The sequence below is a fragment of the Novosphingobium sp. FW305-C-111 genome, assembly GCF_058783565.1.
This window is the reverse complement of sequence record NZ_JBYSYP010000006.1, coordinates 106,558-124,464: the sequence shown is the minus strand read 5'-3', so window position 1 is coordinate 124,464 and position 17,907 is coordinate 106,558. Positions and strand designations below refer to the sequence as shown.

The 17,907-nt window shown below is 67.4% G+C and carries 16 protein-coding genes; 6 read left to right on the top strand and 10 right to left on the bottom strand.

Annotated elements, in window-relative coordinates:
• Nucleotides 1-71: 71 nt before the first annotated feature.
• From AC3WLD_RS08900 to AC3WLD_RS08885, 4 genes are read right to left on the bottom strand one after another with little or no spacing between them, the layout of a single operon-like run.
• Nucleotides 72-860, bottom strand: a complete 789-nt coding sequence (locus AC3WLD_RS08900; protein WP_492556594.1) for an SDR family NAD(P)-dependent oxidoreductase — start codon at nucleotides 858-860, stop codon at nucleotides 72-74.
• Complete coding sequence (locus AC3WLD_RS08895; protein ID WP_492556593.1) at nucleotides 857-2,224, bottom strand: wax ester/triacylglycerol synthase domain-containing protein; 1,368 nt, start codon at nucleotides 2,222-2,224, stop codon at nucleotides 857-859. Before AC3WLD_RS08895 ends, AC3WLD_RS08900 begins: the two co-directional genes overlap by 4 nt.
• 9 nt (nucleotides 2,225-2,233) lie before the next feature.
• The gene (locus tag AC3WLD_RS08890; protein WP_492556592.1) at nucleotides 2,234-3,244 is read right to left on the bottom strand and encodes an acyl-CoA dehydrogenase family protein; all 1,011 of its coding nucleotides are present in this window, start codon (nucleotides 3,242-3,244) and stop codon (nucleotides 2,234-2,236) included.
• Nucleotides 3,245-3,248: 4 nt separating this feature from the next.
• Entirely contained in the window at nucleotides 3,249-4,457 is a 1,209-nt protein-coding gene (locus tag AC3WLD_RS08885; protein WP_492556591.1) for an acyl-CoA dehydrogenase family protein, read from the bottom strand.
• A gap of 94 nt (nucleotides 4,458-4,551) precedes the next feature.
• Here AC3WLD_RS08885 and AC3WLD_RS08880 point away from each other — a divergent pair, with 94 nt between their 5' ends.
• The gene (locus tag AC3WLD_RS08880) at nucleotides 4,552-5,370 is read left to right on the top strand and encodes a thioesterase family protein (protein WP_492556590.1); all 819 of its coding nucleotides are present in this window, start codon (nucleotides 4,552-4,554) and stop codon (nucleotides 5,368-5,370) included.
• Here AC3WLD_RS08880 and AC3WLD_RS08875 read toward each other — a convergent pair.
• Complete coding sequence (locus AC3WLD_RS08875; protein ID WP_492556589.1) at nucleotides 5,367-6,152, bottom strand: enoyl-CoA hydratase/isomerase family protein; 786 nt, start codon at nucleotides 6,150-6,152, stop codon at nucleotides 5,367-5,369. The two genes, AC3WLD_RS08880 and AC3WLD_RS08875, sit on opposite strands and share 4 nt — an antisense overlap.
• On the bottom strand, nucleotides 6,152-7,438 hold the full coding sequence (locus tag AC3WLD_RS08870) for an FAS1-like dehydratase domain-containing protein (RefSeq protein WP_492556588.1): 1,287 nt from the start codon (nucleotides 7,436-7,438) through the stop codon (nucleotides 6,152-6,154). The genes AC3WLD_RS08875 and AC3WLD_RS08870 overlap by 1 nt, the downstream gene beginning before the upstream one ends.
• Before the next feature lie 72 nt (nucleotides 7,439-7,510).
• Here AC3WLD_RS08870 and AC3WLD_RS08865 point away from each other — a divergent pair, with 72 nt between their 5' ends.
• Nucleotides 7,511-9,001, top strand: a complete 1,491-nt coding sequence (locus AC3WLD_RS08865) for a class I adenylate-forming enzyme family protein (RefSeq protein ID WP_492556587.1) — start codon at nucleotides 7,511-7,513, stop codon at nucleotides 8,999-9,001.
• Nucleotides 9,002-9,004: 3 nt separating this feature from the next.
• Here the strand turns inward: AC3WLD_RS08865 and AC3WLD_RS08860 are convergent, their stop codons facing one another.
• The 4 genes from AC3WLD_RS08860 to AC3WLD_RS08845 form a co-directional block, all read right to left on the bottom strand.
• Nucleotides 9,005-9,358: a hotdog fold thioesterase gene (locus tag AC3WLD_RS08860; RefSeq protein ID WP_492556740.1), complete on the bottom strand. Its 354-nt coding sequence runs from the start codon at nucleotides 9,356-9,358 to the stop codon at nucleotides 9,005-9,007.
• A 77-nt stretch (nucleotides 9,359-9,435) separates the two neighbouring features.
• Nucleotides 9,436-10,635 carry a M20 metallopeptidase family protein gene (locus tag AC3WLD_RS08855; protein ID WP_492556586.1) on the bottom strand — a complete coding sequence of 400 codons (1,200 nt, stop codon included), beginning with the start codon at nucleotides 10,633-10,635 and terminating at the stop codon, nucleotides 9,436-9,438.
• A gap of 61 nt (nucleotides 10,636-10,696) precedes the next feature.
• Nucleotides 10,697-11,917: an acyl-CoA dehydrogenase family protein gene (locus AC3WLD_RS08850; protein ID WP_492556585.1), complete on the bottom strand. Its 1,221-nt coding sequence runs from the start codon at nucleotides 11,915-11,917 to the stop codon at nucleotides 10,697-10,699.
• 1 nt (nucleotide 11,918) lies between these two features.
• On the bottom strand, nucleotides 11,919-13,013 hold the full coding sequence (locus AC3WLD_RS08845) for an acyl-CoA dehydrogenase family protein (protein ID WP_492556584.1): 1,095 nt from the start codon (nucleotides 13,011-13,013) through the stop codon (nucleotides 11,919-11,921).
• Between the two features lie 130 nt (nucleotides 13,014-13,143).
• Here AC3WLD_RS08845 and AC3WLD_RS08840 point away from each other — a divergent pair, with 130 nt between their 5' ends.
• From AC3WLD_RS08840 to AC3WLD_RS08825, 4 genes are all read left to right on the top strand, one after another.
• Nucleotides 13,144-14,238, top strand: a complete 1,095-nt coding sequence (locus AC3WLD_RS08840; protein WP_492556583.1) for an acyl-CoA dehydrogenase family protein — start codon at nucleotides 13,144-13,146, stop codon at nucleotides 14,236-14,238.
• Nucleotides 14,235-15,440: an acyl-CoA dehydrogenase family protein gene (locus AC3WLD_RS08835; protein WP_492556582.1), complete on the top strand. Its 1,206-nt coding sequence runs from the start codon at nucleotides 14,235-14,237 to the stop codon at nucleotides 15,438-15,440. The genes AC3WLD_RS08840 and AC3WLD_RS08835 overlap by 4 nt, the downstream gene beginning before the upstream one ends.
• A 109-nt stretch (nucleotides 15,441-15,549) precedes the next feature.
• Nucleotides 15,550-16,806, top strand: coding sequence for an acetyl-CoA C-acetyltransferase (locus tag AC3WLD_RS08830; protein ID WP_492556581.1), 1,257 nt, complete (start codon nucleotides 15,550-15,552; stop codon nucleotides 16,804-16,806).
• Between the two features lie 101 nt (nucleotides 16,807-16,907).
• A complete protein-coding gene (locus AC3WLD_RS08825) occupies nucleotides 16,908-17,906 on the top strand; it encodes a sensor histidine kinase (RefSeq protein WP_492556580.1) in 999 nt (332 codons plus the stop codon).
• Nucleotide 17,907 lies beyond the last annotated feature (1 nt).

The following is a 17,907-nucleotide window of genomic DNA, read 5'->3' as shown; positions in this document are numbered from 1 at the left end:
GCTGGACCGTTTCGTAACCGGATCAACTGCAATGTACGGGAAAGGTTTCCGGAACACACGAAAAAGCCGCGCTATTTTCTCCGATTTGTCGAACTTTGTCCGTCATCGACCCGGATCGTCGCGCCGGTCACGAAATCGGACGACGGTGAAACGAGGTAAAGCAGGGTGGAGTCGAGTTGTGCAGGATCGCCATACCTCTGCCGGGCGAAATGCGACGCCATGTCCCCAACGCGTGAAATCATCCCGTCCATCATCTCGGAGCGGAAGGCGCCCGGCGCGATCGCGTTGACGTTGATGTCGTAGGGCGCCCATTCGACCGCGAGCGCTTCGGTCATCCGTACCACGGCGGCTTTGGTCACGGCATAGAGCGCCGCCCCGTTACCGCTGTACTGGAAAGCGGCCATCGAACTGATGTTGACGATCCGCCCCGGCTTGCCTGCCGCGATCAGCCGCCGCGCCACGTCGCAAGACAGCAGCCATGGCGCGCGCAAGTTGATGCCGGTCACCTGGTCGTAGAGGTCCACGGAGATCTTGTGTGCACGCTGGGCATCGGGAATGCCGGCGTTGTTGACGAGGATGTCGACCGTGCCGAAGGCGTCCTCGGCCGCCTGCACCGCTGCCGCGAGCGAGCTTGCGTCCGTCGCGTCCATGGCCACCGGCAGGGCCTCGCCGCCCGCCGCATGGATCTTGGCGGCGAGCGCCTCGAGCCGGTCAAGCCGTCGCGCCGCGATCGCGACCTTTGCACCCGCTGCGGCAAGGACCTGTGCGAACCGCTCGCCCAGCCCGGCCGAAGCCCCTGTGACAAGCGCAACGCGTCCGGTGAGGTCGATGGAGAAGTTGGGGAGCGGAAACTGGCTCATGTCGCGGCAATCCTCTCGTACTCTTCAGTAGCGACGAGGAAGTAGCGCGCGATCTGCGAAGCGTCTGCAATTTTCTCGGCATCGACGATCAGGCCCATGTCGAGGTTGGCGCCGCTGCGCCGGGAGGTCAGGTTGAGGAACCGCCCGCTGCCGATGATCGGCACGGGGAAGTTGTGGATCACGCGCTGTCCGGCATAGTGCACCTCGCCGTCCGGCCCCGGCACGTTAGACAGCGTGACGTTGCCCGGCAGCACGCGCTTCCCGCCGGCCGCCCGCTCCGCGAAGGCAGCGCGGCGATCCCGCGCACCGTAAGGCTTCTCCGGCGCATCGAGCAGCGCCTCATCGAGGTGCGTGCGCCGCATCTCCGCCGCCATCGCGTCACGGATCGCGTGGAAGCGCTCCATCGGGTCGCCCAGATGCGTGGCGAGATGCGGGTGCAGCGCGACGATCCGGTTGCCGAATGCACCGTGCTCGGCCCGGCGGTAGCTGCGCGAGGAGTTGATGACCAGCGGGCCATCCGGGAGGTCGTCGATCTCGATCAGATAGCGCCGCAAGGCACTGCCCCCGCAGGCCAGAAACAGGTCGTTGACCGTCCCGCCCAGCGCCTTGGCGATGCCCTTGAAACGGTCCACCGGGACCGAGATCGTCGCGTAGTCCCGCCGGCGCGAAGTGGGTCCCGACAGTCTGAGTTCGGGCGTGGGCCTGCGCTCGTCGCCAAGCTCGGCCAGCGTCGCCAGTGCCGCCTTGCGCGCTGCGGATTTTTCGGCGCGCAGGGTTTCCTCGGCGGCAAAGCGCTCGTCCGCGAGTTGCCGCCACGTGTCAGGTGCAGGCAACGCCGCATTGACGGCACGCGGCGCGGCCGGCGCGGTCTCGTCGCTGAGCAAGCGCATGACGGACTGGAAGCCGATGCCGTCGGCCACCGAATGATGCATCCGGAAATAGACCGCGACCCGGTTCCCCGCGATGTTCGGGAACACGATCCCGCGAAATGGCAGGTCGGCAAGGTCGAGCCGCTCCATGTTGCGCAGCGCGACACGGCGATATAGCGCAGCATCGTCGGCAAACGCCTCGTCATCGACGGTGACCTGCCGGGCGAGACCGGGATCGGCGACAGCGCACCAGACATCGGAATCGTAACCCTCGGGCGATTGCACCAGCCGCGCCAGCAGCGGGGTTGCCGGCAGGCGAGCCGCCAGCTGCACACGAAAGCGCTCGGCAAACCCGGCCTTCTCGTCGTCCGCCACTTCCAGCAGGAGCAGCGCGCCGATGTGCATGGGCGAGGCGTCGGTCTCCGACAGGACCATGAAGTGATCGTCGGGCCGCATCCGCCGCACGCCGGGGACGAGTTCGAGCGGATCTATCACCTGGTCCCCCTACCAGCCGGCCAGCAGGGCAGCGCGCTCGCGGTGCTGCGCGGGCGAACCGAGCCATGCCCGATCGAGCACGGCCCGCCGGAACCAATAGTTGAGCCCGTACTCCCAGGTGTAGCCGATCCCGCCATGCGCGGCGATCGCGGCACGCGTGGTGCGCACGTAAACGTCGCACAAATGCGCCTTGGCGATCGACGCGGCGCGCGGCGCATCGGTCAGGCCGGCGTCCCACGCATAGGCCGCGTACCACACCAGCGCGCGCGCCGGTTCGACGTCGAGCGCCATGTGGGCGAGCTGGTGCTTGAGCCCCTGGAACCGCCCGATCGGCTGGCCGAACTGCTCGCGGGTCTTGGCGTACTCGACGCTCATGTCGGTGACGCGCTGCGCCCCGCCGAGCGCGTCGGCCGCGATCAGGACTAGCGCGGCATCGCGCAGCCGCTGCGCCTGCGGGTCGCCATCGGCGAACAGCACGATGGAGTGTGCATCGGGACCGAAGGTGGCGCGCGAAACCTTGCGGCTGCGGTCGGTGGCCGCGACCGGATCGATCGCGACACCCGTCCCGGCCTCGACCAGCCGCAAGCCCGTTTCCCCCTCGCCCGCGAGGAAGAACCGCGCGGCGCCGGCGGACTGGACAAGATCGCTCCCCAGCGCCAGCGTCGCGACCGCTTCGCCCGAGGCGACGGCGGCGAGGTGGACCCTGGCCTCTGCATTGTCGCTGGCGGCCATCGCCATCGCGGTCAGGACCTGGCCGATCAGCGGACCAGGTGCGGCAGCCTCGCCGGCGACCTCGCAGACCAACGCGGCGTCGAGCAGGCCGAGCCCCGCGCCGCCTTGCGCTTCGGGCAGTGCCAGCGAGCCGACGCCCAGCGCCATCAGCGCCTGCCAGCTGGTCTCATCGAACTCGGCGTCGTCGTCGGCCATGCGGTGAAGCCGCTCGATCCCCCAGCAGTCCGCCAGCGTGCCGCGCACCGCGTCCTGGATCGCGACCTGCTCACTCGTCAGGTGAAAGCGCATCGCCTTAGTTCTCCGCCGACATGGCGAGGTCGCGCGGCAGGCCGAGGCCGCGCTCGCCGATGATGTTGCGCTGGATGTTGGAGGCCCCGCCGGCGATCGAGTTGCCGAGGCTACCCATGATCTGGTCTAGCCACTTGTTGTTGCCGCGTTTGGCGGTGAAGGCGCGCGCGCCGGCCTCGGCCGGTTCGACCAGCGCTTCCTCGCCGATCAGCTCCTGCGCGAGCAGGGCGATCTCGTGGCCGATTTCGGTCAGCAGCAGCTTCATCATCAGTTGCACGGGGCCGGGATCGTCGCCCGCCGCCTGGCATGAGAACAGCCGGAAGCTGGTGTAGCGGTGGGCCATGACCTGCCCCTCGATCCGCGCCAGCGCATCGCGCACCAGCGGCTCGCTGCTGCGGCCGGTGTCCTTCGCGAGCTCGACCAGCTTGGCGAACTGGCGGCCGAGCCCGTCGGCTCCGCCGATCGCGGCGCGCTCATGCTTGAGAGTCGTGCGGCTGACATACCAGCCCTGCCCGCGTTCGCCGACCTGCCAGCTGACCGGAGTCTCGGCGTTGTCGAAGAAGAACTCGCAGAAGGTGTGCGCACCCTGCTCGCCGGTCATCTGGCGGATCGGGCGGCGCGTCACGCCGGGCTGGTTCAGGTCCATCAGCAGGTAAGTTATGCCGTCGTGCTTGGGCGCATCGGGCTCGGTCCGCACCAGCATGAACATGTGGGTCGACTGCATCCCCATGCTCGTCCAGATCTTCTGGCCGTTAATGATCCACCTCGTTCCGTCCGGCGACAGCTCGGCCTTGGTGCGGACCGAGGCGAGATCGGATCCCGATCCCGGTTCGGAATAGCCCTGCCCCCAGATGTAGTCGCCCTCGATGGTCTTGCGGACGAACAGGTCCTTCTGCTCCTCCGTCCCGCGCTCGAGCAGGGTGGGCACGGTCATGTTGACCCCGTTACCGCCGACTTCCATCGGTGCGCGCATCCGGGCGAACTCCTCCCGGATCACCTGCGCGCGGATCACGTCGACCGGCTGTTCGGACCCACCGTAGCGCCTGGGCACCGAACGATAGAGATACCCCGCCTCGACCGCCGCGCGGCGGAAGACGCGGACGAATTCGCGCAGCTCGGCGCCGCGGCGCTCGCCCGGCTGCCACTGCGCCTTCAGGAACGCGCGGACCTCTCCGCGGAACGCCTCGGCCTCTGCGCCATAGCTCAGGTCCATTGACAACCGTCTCCCGTTTGGGCTGCTTGCACTCGCCTCTTTCTATGACCTAGTTGTATTACTAGGTCAAACATCTGGAGATTTGCGAAGCGTAATGGATAGCCAACCGAACCAGCCTTGGCCGCCGTTCTATTTCGACCATGTCGAGGAGGAATACCTCCCCTCCGGCCTCGCCCGCAGCCCGTGGGACCGCAATGCCCTGGCCGGCGGGCCGGTCAGCGCGCTGCTCGCCAGCGTGGCCGAAGATCCTGCGCTCGCCGACATGGAAATCGCTCGGTTCACCGTCGACATCTTCGGCAAGGTGCCTCACGCGCCGCTCAGGCTTCACCGCGAGGTAATGCGCGACGGGCGGCAGACCAAGCTCCACCGCATCGTCATGCAGTCCGCCGACCGCGAGGTGGCGCAGGCGCATGTCCTCAGGGTGCGTCGCATGGAGACGCCGGTGCACGCGGTGCCGCATGACTATCCGCCCCCCGCCGAGGTCGCCGAAGGGTTGGTCCCAGTCCGGGCCGGGATGGCCGGTGCCGTCCGGATGAAGCCGGTGACCGGCTCGCCCGGCCATCCCGGGCGCGGCGTTTCGTGGCTGGCGCTGGACGGCCAGGTCGTGCGAGGTCGCCAGCCTTCGCGCTTCGTCGCCGCCTGCCTGTTCGCGGATTACGGCAACGGCTTCGGCAGCGCCACCAACGCCGCCGAGTGGAGCTTCGCCAATCTCGACATCACCGTGCAGTTCCTGCGCATGCCGGTCGGCGAATGGTTGCTGCTCGACGCGGAGACGCACATGGCGGGCAACGGCCACGGCACCGCCCGCTCGATCTTCGCCGACGAGCAGGGCGTATACGCGCGCGGTTTCCAGACGATCTTCGTCGCGCCCGGGCACGAGAGCAAGGCGCTACCGCCCGGCGCGAGGAGCTAGCCGTCCTTGCCCTTCTGCGCTTCCCTCCAGATCGCCGCGGTGGCGCTGGTCGACAGCGTCATGTTCAGTGCCTCGGCGTCGAGCGCCGCCTCGAACGCCCAGTCTTCGGCGTTGTTGAGGTTCTGCTTCATGTAGCGGAAGCCCATGCGCGGCCCGTTGGCGAGGCGTTGGGCGGCCTTCATGGTTTCTTCGCGCAGCGCGCCGTCATCGAACAGGCGGGTGTAGAGGCCCTTGGCAAACGCCTCCTCGCCGCTCAGCTTTTCGCCCAGCAGGAACAGTTCACGCGCGACGCCGGTGCCGACAATCTTGGTCCAGAACCACGTCGCGCCAAAGTCTCCGCCGGCACCGATGTTCGAGAACGCGGTCAGGAACGTGGCCGAGCGCGCGGCGAAACGCAGGTCGCATGCCCCCGCGATGCCGATGCCCGCGCCGGCCACGGGCCCGTTGATCATGGCGATCGTCGGCTTGGGCATTTCGTGGAGCAGTCGCGCCGTCTCCATGAACCCGCGCAGGCGAGCGAAACCCTGCTCGGTGCGCGAGCCGGTTTCGGGATTCGGCGGCATGACGGAGCGCCCGCCGCCCTTGAGGTCGCCGCCCGAGCAGAACCCCCGGCCCGCCCCGGTCACCACCACGCAACCGACCGAAGCGTCGCGCGCCGCATCGGCGGCCGCGTCCACGAGGTCGATCATGATCGTATTGTTGAGCGCGTTGAGCCGGTCCGGGCGGTTGAGGGTGATCACCCTCACCCCGCCCTCGTTTTCGACCAGGACTTCGTCAGCCATCAATCCCCGCCCAGTTCCCAGTGCCGCGCCATCATCCGCGCCGCCTTTTCGGACAGCGCGTCAGGCACGGGCGGATAGAGCGGCAGCGGGCGGTTGGCGCTGGGGAGCGCAATCGTCGCGGTGCCGCGCACCGTTTCCTCGCCGCGCTGGTTGGTGAACTTGACCGCGACGTCGACGACATCGTTGCCTGCATCCTGCCGCTTGGCAAGGACCTCGCCGGTCACCTTCTGGACGTCGCCCATGAAGTTGAACTTGCGGACCTCGTCATGGACGTGGGTGATGATCGCGTCATCACCGGCCCAGTCGTTGAGATAGCACCACAGGTAGTTCTCGCGCATGACCCCGTAGTCATAGGCCATCGGGTTCCCGATCGCCTGCGCCCACACCGGGTCCCAGTGGAGCCGCTGGGCGACGTCGGGCACCCCGTGCTCGTTCTTCACATAGAACGGCGCGATCCGCTTGCGGTTCTTGTGCGCGCGCCGGCCGACGGTGGGTGCATAAGGCACGAAGCCATAGCCGCCTGCGTGGAAGCAAACGACGTCGGTCACGGTCAGCGGACCCTTGGCCTGCAGGCCGAGCGAGTCGCCCGTCTCGACGCTCTCGAACATGCGCTTGGTGCCGCCCTGCACCTGCTCGGCGGCATAGATATCCTCGATCGCCTGGAACTCCTCGTCGGTCCAGGTCGCCGGCTGGATCGACAGGTTCTTACCCTTCTTGGCGGCGGTCTTGCGCTCGGTCAGCACGCTGAGCACGCGGTAGACCGACAGCACCTCGCCGCGCTGGTTCATGTTGACGTGTCGTTTTACGTTGATGACCGAGCGGCCGGCAAATTCCGACTGCTTGACCTCGCAGCTTTCCTCGCCGGAGAAGCTGTAAACGCTGTCGCCGGGATAAGCCGGGCGATAGAATTCCCAGTCCGAGCCAGAAACAAACACGTGGATACCGCGGAACAGGCTCTTCTTGAGCGCTTTGATCTCGTCGGGCGCCGGATCGCCGAGGAGCGGCTTGTTGACCTGGCCGACCATCATTCCCGGCGCGATCACACTGCCCCAGCGGGTCTTCCTCGCGTAGTTCGGATCGGTGAACAGCGGATTATCGTCGCCGCAACCATAGGCCCAGTTGCGAATCGAGTCCTCGCTGAAGGTCCGGACGTACTGCGCGAACTTCGAAGGCTCCTCGAAGCCGATCAGCTTGCGCTGCCGCTCGATATCCGAGTCGAGAATCTCGTAAGCGGTGGCTTTCTGCCATTCCTCGCTCTGCTTGATGTCGGTTTTTGCGTCGCTCACGTCCTGCTCCCTTGTGCCGAGTTGTATAACTAGGTAATAAAAGCCGCGGAACGTGGCAAGGGGTTTGCAGGAATGGTCGAAGTTCGCCGTATCAGCGATGCGCTCAAGGTTCGTGCTGTCCACCAGCGCGACGAGATAGCGCACGACGATACGCGCCGGCAGATCACCTTCGCCGAGTGGGACCGCGAGGCGGACGAGGTCGGCGGTGGACTCGTCGCGGCGGGCTTGCGGCCGGGGGACCGCGTGTTCCTGCCGATCAGCAACGGGCACGCCGTCGAGATGGCGATCGCGGTGTTCGCGGTGTTCCGCGCCGGCGGGATCGCCTGCCCGATCAACACCCGCCTCAGCCCCAAGGAAATCGCCGAGTTCGCCGAGCTCACCACGCCGCGCTGGTGCATCACCGATGTCCCGGAAGTCGTAGCCGGCCTCAAACTCGACGGCTGCTGGACCGTCGGCGAAATGCCGCGCGACATGGCCGCGCTCCCCGACCAGTCGAGCCTCGATCCGAATGCCGACGCCGAGATCCTCGGTACCTCGGGCACCACAGGCAAGATCAAGGGCGTCGTCGTCTCGCATCCGGACCTGATGAACGGGGTGACCGGCACCAACATGGACCGCTCGCGATCCACGCTCAACGCGCTGCCGCTGACCGGCTCGGGCGGCAATCTCGGCATCGTCATGCTGCCCGCGCGCGGCGGCGCGACCGCGATCACCCAGCCCCGGTTCGAGCCGAAGGGATTCCTCGAACTGGTCAAGGAGAAGCGGCCCAACCTCGTCTACCTCGTGCCGTCGATGCTGCGACTGGTGCTCGATCATCCCGATGTGGCCAATTACGACTTCGCCGGTGTGAAGTACCTGATGACCGGCACCGCGCCGCTCCCGCACGATTCGGTCAAGCGTGCGCTGGCGCTTTGGCCGCACGTGCGGATGCGCAACTCCTATGGCATGTCCGAAGGCGGCATCGGCATCGGCACCAGCAGCAACAACCAGGTGCTCAAGCCCGGCTGCGTCGGCAAGCTCCCGCCGCACATGCAACTGCGCGACGAGGACGGCAACGTCATCACCCGGCCCGGCGTGGTCGGCGAAATCTTCGGCAAGCAGAAGCACCCGCGCCGCTACTGGGGCGATCCGGAAGCGACCGCGATCGCCTTCAAAGGCGGCTGGACCCGCACCGGCGACCTTGGCTACGTCGACGAGGACGGCGACCTCATCATGGCCGGACGATCCAAGGAGCTGATCATCCGCGGCGGCTACAACATCACTCCGCTGGAAATCGAGACCGCGCTCCACCTCCACCCCTCGGTCCAGCAAGCCGCCGTCGTCGGCGTGCCGCACGAGGTGCTGGGCGAGGATATCGCGGCAGCAGTGACCCTGCGCCCGGGCAAAACCGCGACCCCGGACGAAATCATTGCCTTCTGCCGCGAGCAGCTCGCCGACAACAAGGTTCCGCGCACGCTGGTCGTGCTTGATGAGATGCCGCTCAACCCCAACGGCAAGATCCTCAAGAAGGAACTGGCACCGGTGCTGGCAAAGGCTGCCGACGAACGGCGGCGTGCCGCGTAAGCGCTACCGCTTCTCCAGCGAAATCACCGCCGCGGTGAAGCGCGAGATGCACACGAGCTTGCCCGCCTCGTCCTCGATGCGGATCGACCAGACCTGCACCGTCCGGCCCAGCGATTCGGGCCGCGCGGTGGCATAGACCCAGCCGGAATAGGCCGGGCGCAGGTGGTTGGCGTTGATCTCCATGCCGACGGTAACGAACCGCTCCGGATCGACCACCATCGCCCCTGCCATTGATCCTACCGTCTCGGCCAACGCCACAGAGGCTCCGCCATGGAGCCTCCCGAAAGGCTGGTGCGTCCGATCGTCGACCGGCATTCGGCAACAGATCCAGTCATCCCCGACGGAGTGGAATTCCATCCCGAGGTGTGCCGGAAGGGCGCTCTTGCCGGTCTGATCGAGACGTTCCAGCGACGGCAAAACTCCACCCCACCAGATCATGCAAACCCCTTTTCCAGAAACCGCACGGCGCAACCCGCGAGCAGCGCCGTGCCGAGCGGCATCGCGCTTTCGTCGAGGACCATGCGTGTCGAGTGAATCCCGCAGCACTGGCGCCAATCGACGCCTTCGTGGCTGACGCCGAGGAAGAACATCGCCCCCGGCACCTTCTCCAGCACATAGGAGAAGTCCTCGGCGCCCATGATCGGCGCGGCCAGCGGGTGGAACCGCTCCGCCCCGAACAGGTCTGCAACCACCGCCTGCCCCAGGTCGACCGCGCGCGAGTCGCACACCGTCACCGGGAAGCCCTGCTTGAGCCGGACCTCGCCGGCCATGTCGTGCGCGGCGCAGATGCCGTGGACCAGCCGGTCGAGCGCTTCGCCGATCGCCGCTCGGTTGTGCGGGGACAGCGTGCGGATCGTGCCGCGCAGCGTTGCCGTGTCGGCGATGACGTTGTGCGTCGTCCCGGCCTGGAGCTTGGCCACGGTGACCACCACCGGATCGGCAACGGGAAACTTGCGCGTCACCATCGCCTGGATCGCGGTGATGATCTCCGCCGCGACCGGCACCGGGTCGAGCGTCTGGTGCGGCATCGAGGCATGACCGCCCGCGCCCTTGACGGTGATGTCGAACTCGTCGGCCGAGGCCATCAGCGGCCCGGCGCGCCCGGCGACGAGGCCGTGCGGGCTGTTGGGCATGATGTGCAATGCGAAGGCGGCCTCGGGGAGCGGATCGAGCAGCCCGTCATCGAGCATGAAACGCGCGCCGTGGTGCCCTTCCTCGCCCGGCTGGAACATGAAGCGGACCTCGCCGGCGAGCGACTCGCGCCGCGCGCACAGCACTTCGGCGGCCCCCGCCAGCATCGCCGTGTGGCTATCGTGCCCACAGGCGTGCATCGCCCCGGGAACCCTGGAGGCATAGTCGAGCCCGGTCTCCTCCGGCATCGGCAGCGCATCGGTATCGCCGCGCAGCAGTACGCTGCGGCCCGGCCCCGCCCCGCCTTTCAGCGTAGCGACGAGGCCCGAGGTCGACGGTCCTTCCCGCCACTCCAGCGGCAGGTGGGCCAGCGCGGCACGAACCTTGTCGCGCGTTTTCGGGTTGTGCAGGCCGAGTTCCGGCTCGGCGTGGATGTCGCGGCGCAGCGAGACGATTCGGTCGGCAATGCCGCGCGCGTCTTCGAGCAGGGATCGGGTCAACATGAACGGCCTCTGGCACTACCTGGGATGGCGCTAGGCTGCACCCGGCGGGCCGCGCTGGCAACTACCGAAGCGTCTCGAACGGCACGTCCTTGTCCATCCGGATTTCGCCGGGCATGCCCAGCACGCGCTCTGCGATCTGGTTGCGCAGGACCTCGTCCGCCCCGCCGGCGATGCGCATGACGACCGAATAGATGTAGTCGTACTGCAGGTCGATCGTCGCGGTGTCGGCGGGATCGGGGGCGATCGCGTCGAGCCCCCGCAGTTCCAGGCCCAACCCGAACGCCTTTTGCGCCCGCCCGGCATAGGCGAGCTTGACCATCCCGGCGAGCGCGCCGGGGTTCTCGCCCTTCGAGACCATGGTACGCAGCCGCGCCTGGAAGAAGCGTTCGCCCTGCTCGTCGGCAAGCGCCTCGGCGAGTTGCTGGCGCACCGCGCGGTCGTCGAGCAACGTGCCGCCATGCGCATCGGGGGTGCGGCCCGCGAGGTCGAGCAAGGGCACGATCCCGCTGCGATGTGCGCCCGAGCCGAGCCGCTCGCCCATCAGCACGGTCATGCAGCAGGCCCAGCCCTCGCCGACCGCGCCGATGCGGTTGGCGTCAGGGATGCGGACGTCGGTGAGAAATGTCTCGTTGAACTCGCTGAGGCCCGAGATCTGCCGGATTGGCCGGGTCTCGATCCCCGGCGTCTTCATGTCGACGACGAAGAAAGTCAGCCCCTTGTGCTTGGGCAGCGAGGGATCGGTCCGAACGACGAGAATGCCCCAGTCGGTCAGGTGGGCCCAGCTCGACCAGACCTTCTGGCCGTTGACGATCCAGTCGCCCGAACCGTCGTCGGCGCGTTCGGCCTTGGTTCGCAGGTTGGCGAGGTCGGACCCGGCTGAAGGCTCGGAAAACAGCTGGCACCAGGTGAGTTCGCCCTTCAGCGTCGGCTCGATGAATGTCTGCCGCTGCGCCTCGGTGCCGTGCCTGGCGATCACGGGGAGCGCCATCCCCGTACCGATCGAGGTGAACGGCCCCTTTGGCAGGTGGTAGCGCCCTTCCTCCTCGGCGAAGATCACCGCTTCCGCACCCGACAGGCCGCGCCCGCCGAGCGATTTGGGGAAGGTCAGCCCGGCCCAGCCGCCGTCGTAGAGCTCGCGCATCCACGCCCGGCCGCGGGCGGCTTCCTCGTCGTCGGGGATCTTGACGCCCGAAGGCATCGCATGCGCCGGGGCATGAACGGCAAGCCAGCTGCGCGCTTCGGCGCGGAAGGCGGCTTCTTCGGGGGTGTCGTTGAAATCCATGTCAGGCCGTCTTTCCCTGGCTTCCGGGCTGCGCGGCGAGCAGGCGGTCAGCCCAGAACCCGCGATTACCGATGTTGACCGCCAGCAGTCGCTCGCGCCGGTAGTAGAAGTGGCAGTTCGCCTCGAAGGTGTAGCCGATCCCGCCGTGGACCTGGGTGTTCTCGCGCGCGCCCATCTCGAACGCCTTGATCCCCGAAAGCCGCGCCGCCGCCGCCGCGCCGGGGAGGTCATCCGCCGATGAATCCGCCGCCCATCCCGCGAAATAGGCGTTGGAGCGGGCGAGTTCTGTCGCCACCGCGAGATCGGCGAGCTTGTGCTTGATAGCCTGGAATCCGGCGAGCGGGCGGCCGAAGATCTGCCGGTCGAGCGCATAGTCCCGCGCCATCGTCAGGCAGGCCTGCGCCGCACCCACACTCTCGAACGCGACCTGCACCGCGGCGCGGTCGAGCAGGGTCGAGATCATCGCCGCGTTGCTGCCGCGCAGGACCTGCGCCTCGGCCCCGGCGAAATCGAGCCGGTAGTGCGGGCGGAGCTGGTCGAAGCTCTCGAGGCGGGTGCGGGTCACGCACGCTTGGTCGAGCCCGACCAGCGCCAGCCTGTCCCCCGCCTGCACCACCGCGATCTGCGCGACTCCGGCATCGGCGACGGGCGTCTTGGTCCCGTCGAGAGAGGTGCCTGTGAGCTTGACCGTCCTGCCCAGCACCGGCCCCGGACCTTCGGCGTGGGCGAAGCAGCCGACGACCTCGCCGCTCGCCAGCTTGGGCAGCCATTCGGCCTTCTGCGCCTCGCTCCCCGCCAGCCGGATCGCATCGGCGGCGAGCACGATCGAGGAGAAGAACGGCACCGCCGCGTTGGCCGCACCGAGCGCTTCTGAAATCACCCCACAGTCGAGCGCCGACAGGCCGAGCCCGCCGTGCTCTTCGGGCAGGCTCACGCCGAGGAAGCCCATCTCCGCCAGCTCGCGCCACAGCGGCTCGTCCCACTCGGCCTGCGAATCGATCAGCTTGCGCAGGCGATCGTAGGGCGTACGCTCGGCCAGCAGGGCGCGCGCCTGCTCGGCCAGCATCTTCTGCTCGTCGGAAAGGTCGAAGTTCATCCTTGAGCTAAATAACCTGGTTATATAACTGGTCAAGCGGGCTGCGAGTCCCACTTGCCATGTACCGCACGGTAGCATAGCCAGCGGAATCGCAGGGCGAAACGCTCGAACCGGGATGAGGGAAGCACGAATGTCGATGCTTTACGATGAAGGCCAGCAGGCGATCGCGACCGAATCGCGCCGCGTGCTGGATGCACGGACCAGCAAGGAGCGGCTGCTTGGCCTGCTCGAGCACACAGGCGACTACGACCGCACGTTCTGGGAAACGGCAGTCGAGCAGGGCTGGACCGCCCTCGCCCTGCCGGAAGAGTTTGGCGGGCTGGGCCTTGGCCTGACCGAGCTTGGCCTCGTCGCGCAGGCGACCGGGGCGGCGACCGCGGGCGCCCCGTTCCTGTCGATCGGCTACGGTGCCGGGCAGGCGATCCTCGCCGCCGACGATTCCGGCGTCAAAGGCGAATGGCTGCCGAAGCTCGCGTCTGGAGAGGCGCTTGCCACGGTGGCATTCGGCGAAGGCAACGCGGTCCTCCCGGCCCGGCCTTCGGTAGCCTTTGCAAACGGCAAGCTCGACGGGACAAAGCCCGGCGTGACTGGCGGACTGCATGCCCACGCCGCGGTGGTCTGGGCGAGCGAGAACGGCGCGCCGGTGCTGGTGCTGGCCGATCTGTCCGGCACCACGCGCAACGCGATCTACAGCTACGACAACAGCCGCGGCTATGCCGACCTGGCGTTTGCCGGCACCCCGGCGACCGTCCTTGCCTCGGGGGAAGCCGCGCGCAGCCTCGCGATGGATGTGCTCGCCCGGATGGCCGTGGTGACCGCGCACGAGCAGGTCGGCGGGGCCGAGGCGCTGCTGTTCATCGGCCGCGACTATGCCGTCACCCGCCGCGCCTTCGGCCAGCTGATCGGCGCGTTCCAGTCGGTCAAGTTCCGCATCGCCGAGCTCTACGGCCTCGTCGAGCTGGCCCGCGCCAACTGCATTCACGCGGCTTCCCGCGAAGGGCAGGCCGATTTTCTCAAAGCGGCCGCCGCCGCGCGGCTTTCGGCAACCGAAGCCTATGACACCGGCGCGCGCGACACGATCCAGATCCACGGGGGCATCGGCGTGACCTGGGAAACCGGCCTCCACCTTCACATGCGGCGCAGTCGCAGCCTGGCGGTGGAGCTGGGCAATTCGCTGTTCTGGGAAGATATTCTGGTCGAAGAACTGACGGGAGTTGCGGCATGAGCGATCTCGAAACCTACCGCCTCAAGGCGCGCAGCTGGCTGGAATCGGTCGCGCCCACGTTCGGCAAGGAGGCCCGGCGCGGCCTGTCTGTGGAGGACGACCTCGCGCTCGGCCGCCGCTATCAGGCAGCCAAGTACGACGCGGGCTATGCCGGCATCAACTGGCCCGTCGAAGTCGGCGGCCAGGGCCTGACCCACCTCGAAAAGGTTGCGTTCGAGCAGGAGGAGATGAAGTTCGGCGTGCCGAACGTCTATTTCGGCATCTCGCTCGGCATGCCGATCCCGATCCTGATCCGCTTCGGCGCGGACAAGGAGTTCATGAAGGAGCGCGTGATCAAGGCGCTTCGCGGCGAGGAGATCTGGTGCCAGCTGTTCTCCGAACCGGCCGGCGGCTCCGACCTTGCGGGCCTGCGCACCCGCGCCGAGCAGGACGGCAACGGCTGGAAGCTCAACGGCCAGAAGCTGTGGACCAGCTGGGCGCAGTACAGCGACTACGGCGTGATCGTGGTGCGCACCGACCCCACGGTCGAGAAGCACAAGGGCCTGACTTACTTCTGGGTCGACATGAAGGCCCCCGGCGTCGACGTCCGCCCGATCAAGCTGGCGGGCGGCGACAGCCACGTCAACGAGGTGTTCTTCGATGATGTGCGCCTCGAAGACAGCCAGCGGATGAGCCCGGTCGGCGGCGGCTTCGGCGTGGCGATCGCCACGCTGATGATCGAGCGCTACATCGCGACCGACAGCGGCGGGTTCGGCCCCAACCTCGACCTGTTCGTCGATCTCGCCCGCGAGGTCGAGGTGAACGAACGCCCCGCACTGAAGGACGCCCGTGTCCGCTCGGCCATCGCCCGCAACTATGCGATGCGCGCCGGGCTCGACTCGATCACCACCCGCAACTTCATGATGATGCAGGCGGGCATGGAGCCTGGGCCGGAAGGCTCGCTCAACAAGCTGGTCGCAGTGCGCAGCCGCCAGAAGCTGTCCGAGATGGCGATGGACCTGCAGGGCAATTCCAGCTTCGCCTTCGACGAGCACGCCTTCGTCAAGGAAAACTGGACGACCAGCTGGATCAACGCGCCCACCGGCCGCATCGCCGGCGGTTCGGACGAGGTCCTGCTCAACACCATTGCCGAGAAGATCCTCGGCCTGCCGCAGGACCACCGGCCGGACAAGGGCGTGCCGTTCAACCAGATTCCGGCCTGACGAGCGCGCTGGCCAATTCCCGCTTGCCCGGAAGGGCTCGGAGGTTTAATCGATCGGTTAAATCCGGCTCCGGAACCCCTCCGCTGGCGGACTCACGAGGAGAGACACCATGGCTGAAGCCTATATCATCGATGCCGTCCGCACCCCTCGCGGTATCGGCAAGCCCGGCAAGGGCGCGCTTTCGCACCTTCACCCCCAGCATCTCGCCGCGACCGTGCTCAAGGCGATCAAGGACCGCAACAACCTCGACACCTCGACAGTCGACGACATCGTCTGGTCGACCTCGACCCAGAAGGGCAAGCAGGGCGGCGATCTGGGCCGCATGGCCGCGCTCGCCGCAGGCTATGACATCTCCGCCTCGGGCACCACGCTCGACCGCTTCTGCGGTGGCGGGATCAGCTCGGTGAACTTCGCCGCGGCCTCGATCATGTCGGGCATGGAAGACTGCGTCATCGCCGGCGGGACCGAAATGATGAGCTACACCTCTGCCATAGGCGCCGAGGAAGCCAACGCCGGGATCAAGCCGCTGGGCATGGGTTCGGGCAACCTGGCTCTCGATGCGCTGCACCCGCAGTCGCACCAGGGCGTGTGCGGCGACGCGATCGCCTCGATGGAAGGGATCAAGCGCGAAGAGCTCGACGCCCTCGCCCTCGTCAGCCAGGAACGCGCCGCCCGCGCGATCCGCGAAGGCCGTTTCGACAAGAGCCTGGTCACCGTCTACAACGAGGACGGCACCGTCGCGCTCGACAAGGAAGAGTTCCCCCGGCCGGAAACCACCGCCGAAGGCCTCGCCTCGCTGAAGCCGAGCTTCGCCGGCATCGCCGACTTCGACCTCGGCGGCGGCACGACATTCCGCAAGCAGATCAACCGTCGCTACCCCGATCTCAAGATCGAGCACTTCCACCACGCCGGCAACAGCTCGGGCGTGGTCGACGGCGCGGCGGCGATCCTGCTGACCAGCAAGGAATATGCGGACAAGAACGGCCTCAAGCCGCGCGGCCGCGTCGTCGCCTATGCCAACCAGGGCGACGATCCGACGCTGATGCTCAACGCGCCGGTCCCGGCGGCGAAGAAGGTGCTCGAAAAGGCTGGCCTCAAGAAGGACGACATCGACGTCTGGGAAATCAACGAGGCGTTCGCCGTGGTCGCCGAGAAGTTCATCCGCGACCTCGAGCTCGACCGCGACAAGGTCAACATCAACGGCGGCGCTTGCGCTCTGGGCCACCCGATCGGCGCCACCGGCTCGATCCTGATCGGCACCGCGCTCGACGAGCTCGAGCGTTCGGGCGGCCGTTATGGCCTCGTAACGATGTGCGCCGCGGGCGGCATGGCCCCGGCGATCATCATCGAGCGCCTCGACAGCTGAAGCCGCGGCTTCCTGTCTGAACAGGACCGGAGCGCCCGCCAGGATTGACCTGGCGGGCGCTGCACTTGTAATCATTCGATAGTTGCGCAAGATGGGGGCGAATGACCACCAGCTTGCGCTTCATGCCCAGGCCCGTCACCGGGCCCTTCGCCCGTTACGTCCTGGCTATAGCGCTTTTCGCGGGCGCGCTGGGGCTGCGGTACGTTTTTGACGGGCATCTTCCGCCCGGTTTTCCGTACGTCACGTTCTTCCCCGCAGTGATCGTCGCAACCTTCTTTGCCGGGCGCGGGCCGGGGATCGTCTGCGCGGCGCTGTCGGGGCTCGCCGCATGGTACTTTTTCATCCCGCCGTTCGGAGAATTCAGCATCAGTGGCCCGGTCATCGTGGCGCTGCTGTTCTACCTGTTCGTGGTAGGGGTCGATATCGCGCTGATCGACGGCTTGCAGGCGCGGCACGCCCGCCTCATCGAAAGCCAGCGACGGGTGGAGCAGCTCGCGGAGCACCAGTCGCTGCTGTTCAAGGAACTGCAGCACCGCGTCGCCAACAACCTGGCGTCGGTGTCTTCCATGCTCCGCCTCAACCGGCGCGAGATCGAGCGTGACCCGGCGCTGGCGCTGGACGTGATCGACCGGGCCGATGCCCGCATTGCCCAGATGGGCCGCATCCATCGCCAGCTCTACGATCCGCTGACCGCTCGGCTCGGCGTCGAGGGGCATCTCGCCCAGGTCGTGGATGACACCCGCGAGGTTGCCGGAAGCGAAACGACCAGGGTGAATCTCGCGGTGGACCCGGTGAACATCGAAACAGGCCGCCTGCTCACGCTTTCGCTGCTGATCAGCGAACTGCTGACCAACAGCTTCAAGCACGCGTTCGGACCCGGCCAGGCCGGCGAGATCCGGATCACGCTGCGTGAGGACAGCGCCGAAACGCTCGTCCTCACCGTCGCGGACAACGGGCGCGGGATGGGCCAGGCCGGCGCCGGAAAATCCCGCGGGCTCGGCACGGCGATCGCCAAGGGCCTCGTCAATCAGCTCGGCGGGACGATCGAGGTGGTCAGCGACGGCGGCGTCAGGACCACCGTCCGCTTTCCCGCCGGCTGAC

Coding starts and splice junctions, on each gene's coding strand:
- AC3WLD_RS08865 (WP_492556587.1), top strand. CDS start 7,511: ATGGTCGAAGTTCGCCGTATCAGCGATGCGCTCAAGGTTCGTGCTGTC.
- AC3WLD_RS08840 (WP_492556583.1), top strand. CDS start 13,144: ATGTCGATGCTTTACGATGAAGGCCAGCAGGCGATCGCGACCGAATCG.
- AC3WLD_RS08875 (WP_492556589.1), bottom strand. CDS start 6,152: ATGGCTGACGAAGTCCTGGTCGAAAACGAGGGCGGGGTGAGGGTGATC.
- AC3WLD_RS08855 (WP_492556586.1), bottom strand. CDS start 10,635: ATGTTGACCCGATCCCTGCTCGAAGACGCGCGCGGCATTGCCGACCGA.
- AC3WLD_RS08825 (WP_492556580.1), top strand. CDS start 16,908: ATGACCACCAGCTTGCGCTTCATGCCCAGGCCCGTCACCGGGCCCTTC.
- AC3WLD_RS08890 (WP_492556592.1), bottom strand. CDS start 3,244: ATGCGCTTTCACCTGACGAGTGAGCAGGTCGCGATCCAGGACGCGGTG.
- AC3WLD_RS08900 (WP_492556594.1), bottom strand. CDS start 860: ATGAGCCAGTTTCCGCTCCCCAACTTCTCCATCGACCTCACCGGACGC.
- AC3WLD_RS08845 (WP_492556584.1), bottom strand. CDS start 13,013: ATGAACTTCGACCTTTCCGACGAGCAGAAGATGCTGGCCGAGCAGGCG.
- AC3WLD_RS08880 (WP_492556590.1), top strand. CDS start 4,552: ATGGATAGCCAACCGAACCAGCCTTGGCCGCCGTTCTATTTCGACCAT.
- AC3WLD_RS08835 (WP_492556582.1), top strand. CDS start 14,235: ATGAGCGATCTCGAAACCTACCGCCTCAAGGCGCGCAGCTGGCTGGAA.
- AC3WLD_RS08850 (WP_492556585.1), bottom strand. CDS start 11,917: ATGGATTTCAACGACACCCCCGAAGAAGCCGCCTTCCGCGCCGAAGCG.
- AC3WLD_RS08830 (WP_492556581.1), top strand. CDS start 15,550: ATGGCTGAAGCCTATATCATCGATGCCGTCCGCACCCCTCGCGGTATC.
- AC3WLD_RS08885 (WP_492556591.1), bottom strand. CDS start 4,457: ATGGACCTGAGCTATGGCGCAGAGGCCGAGGCGTTCCGCGGAGAGGTC.
- AC3WLD_RS08860 (WP_492556740.1), bottom strand. CDS start 9,358: ATGGAATTCCACTCCGTCGGGGATGACTGGATCTGTTGCCGAATGCCG.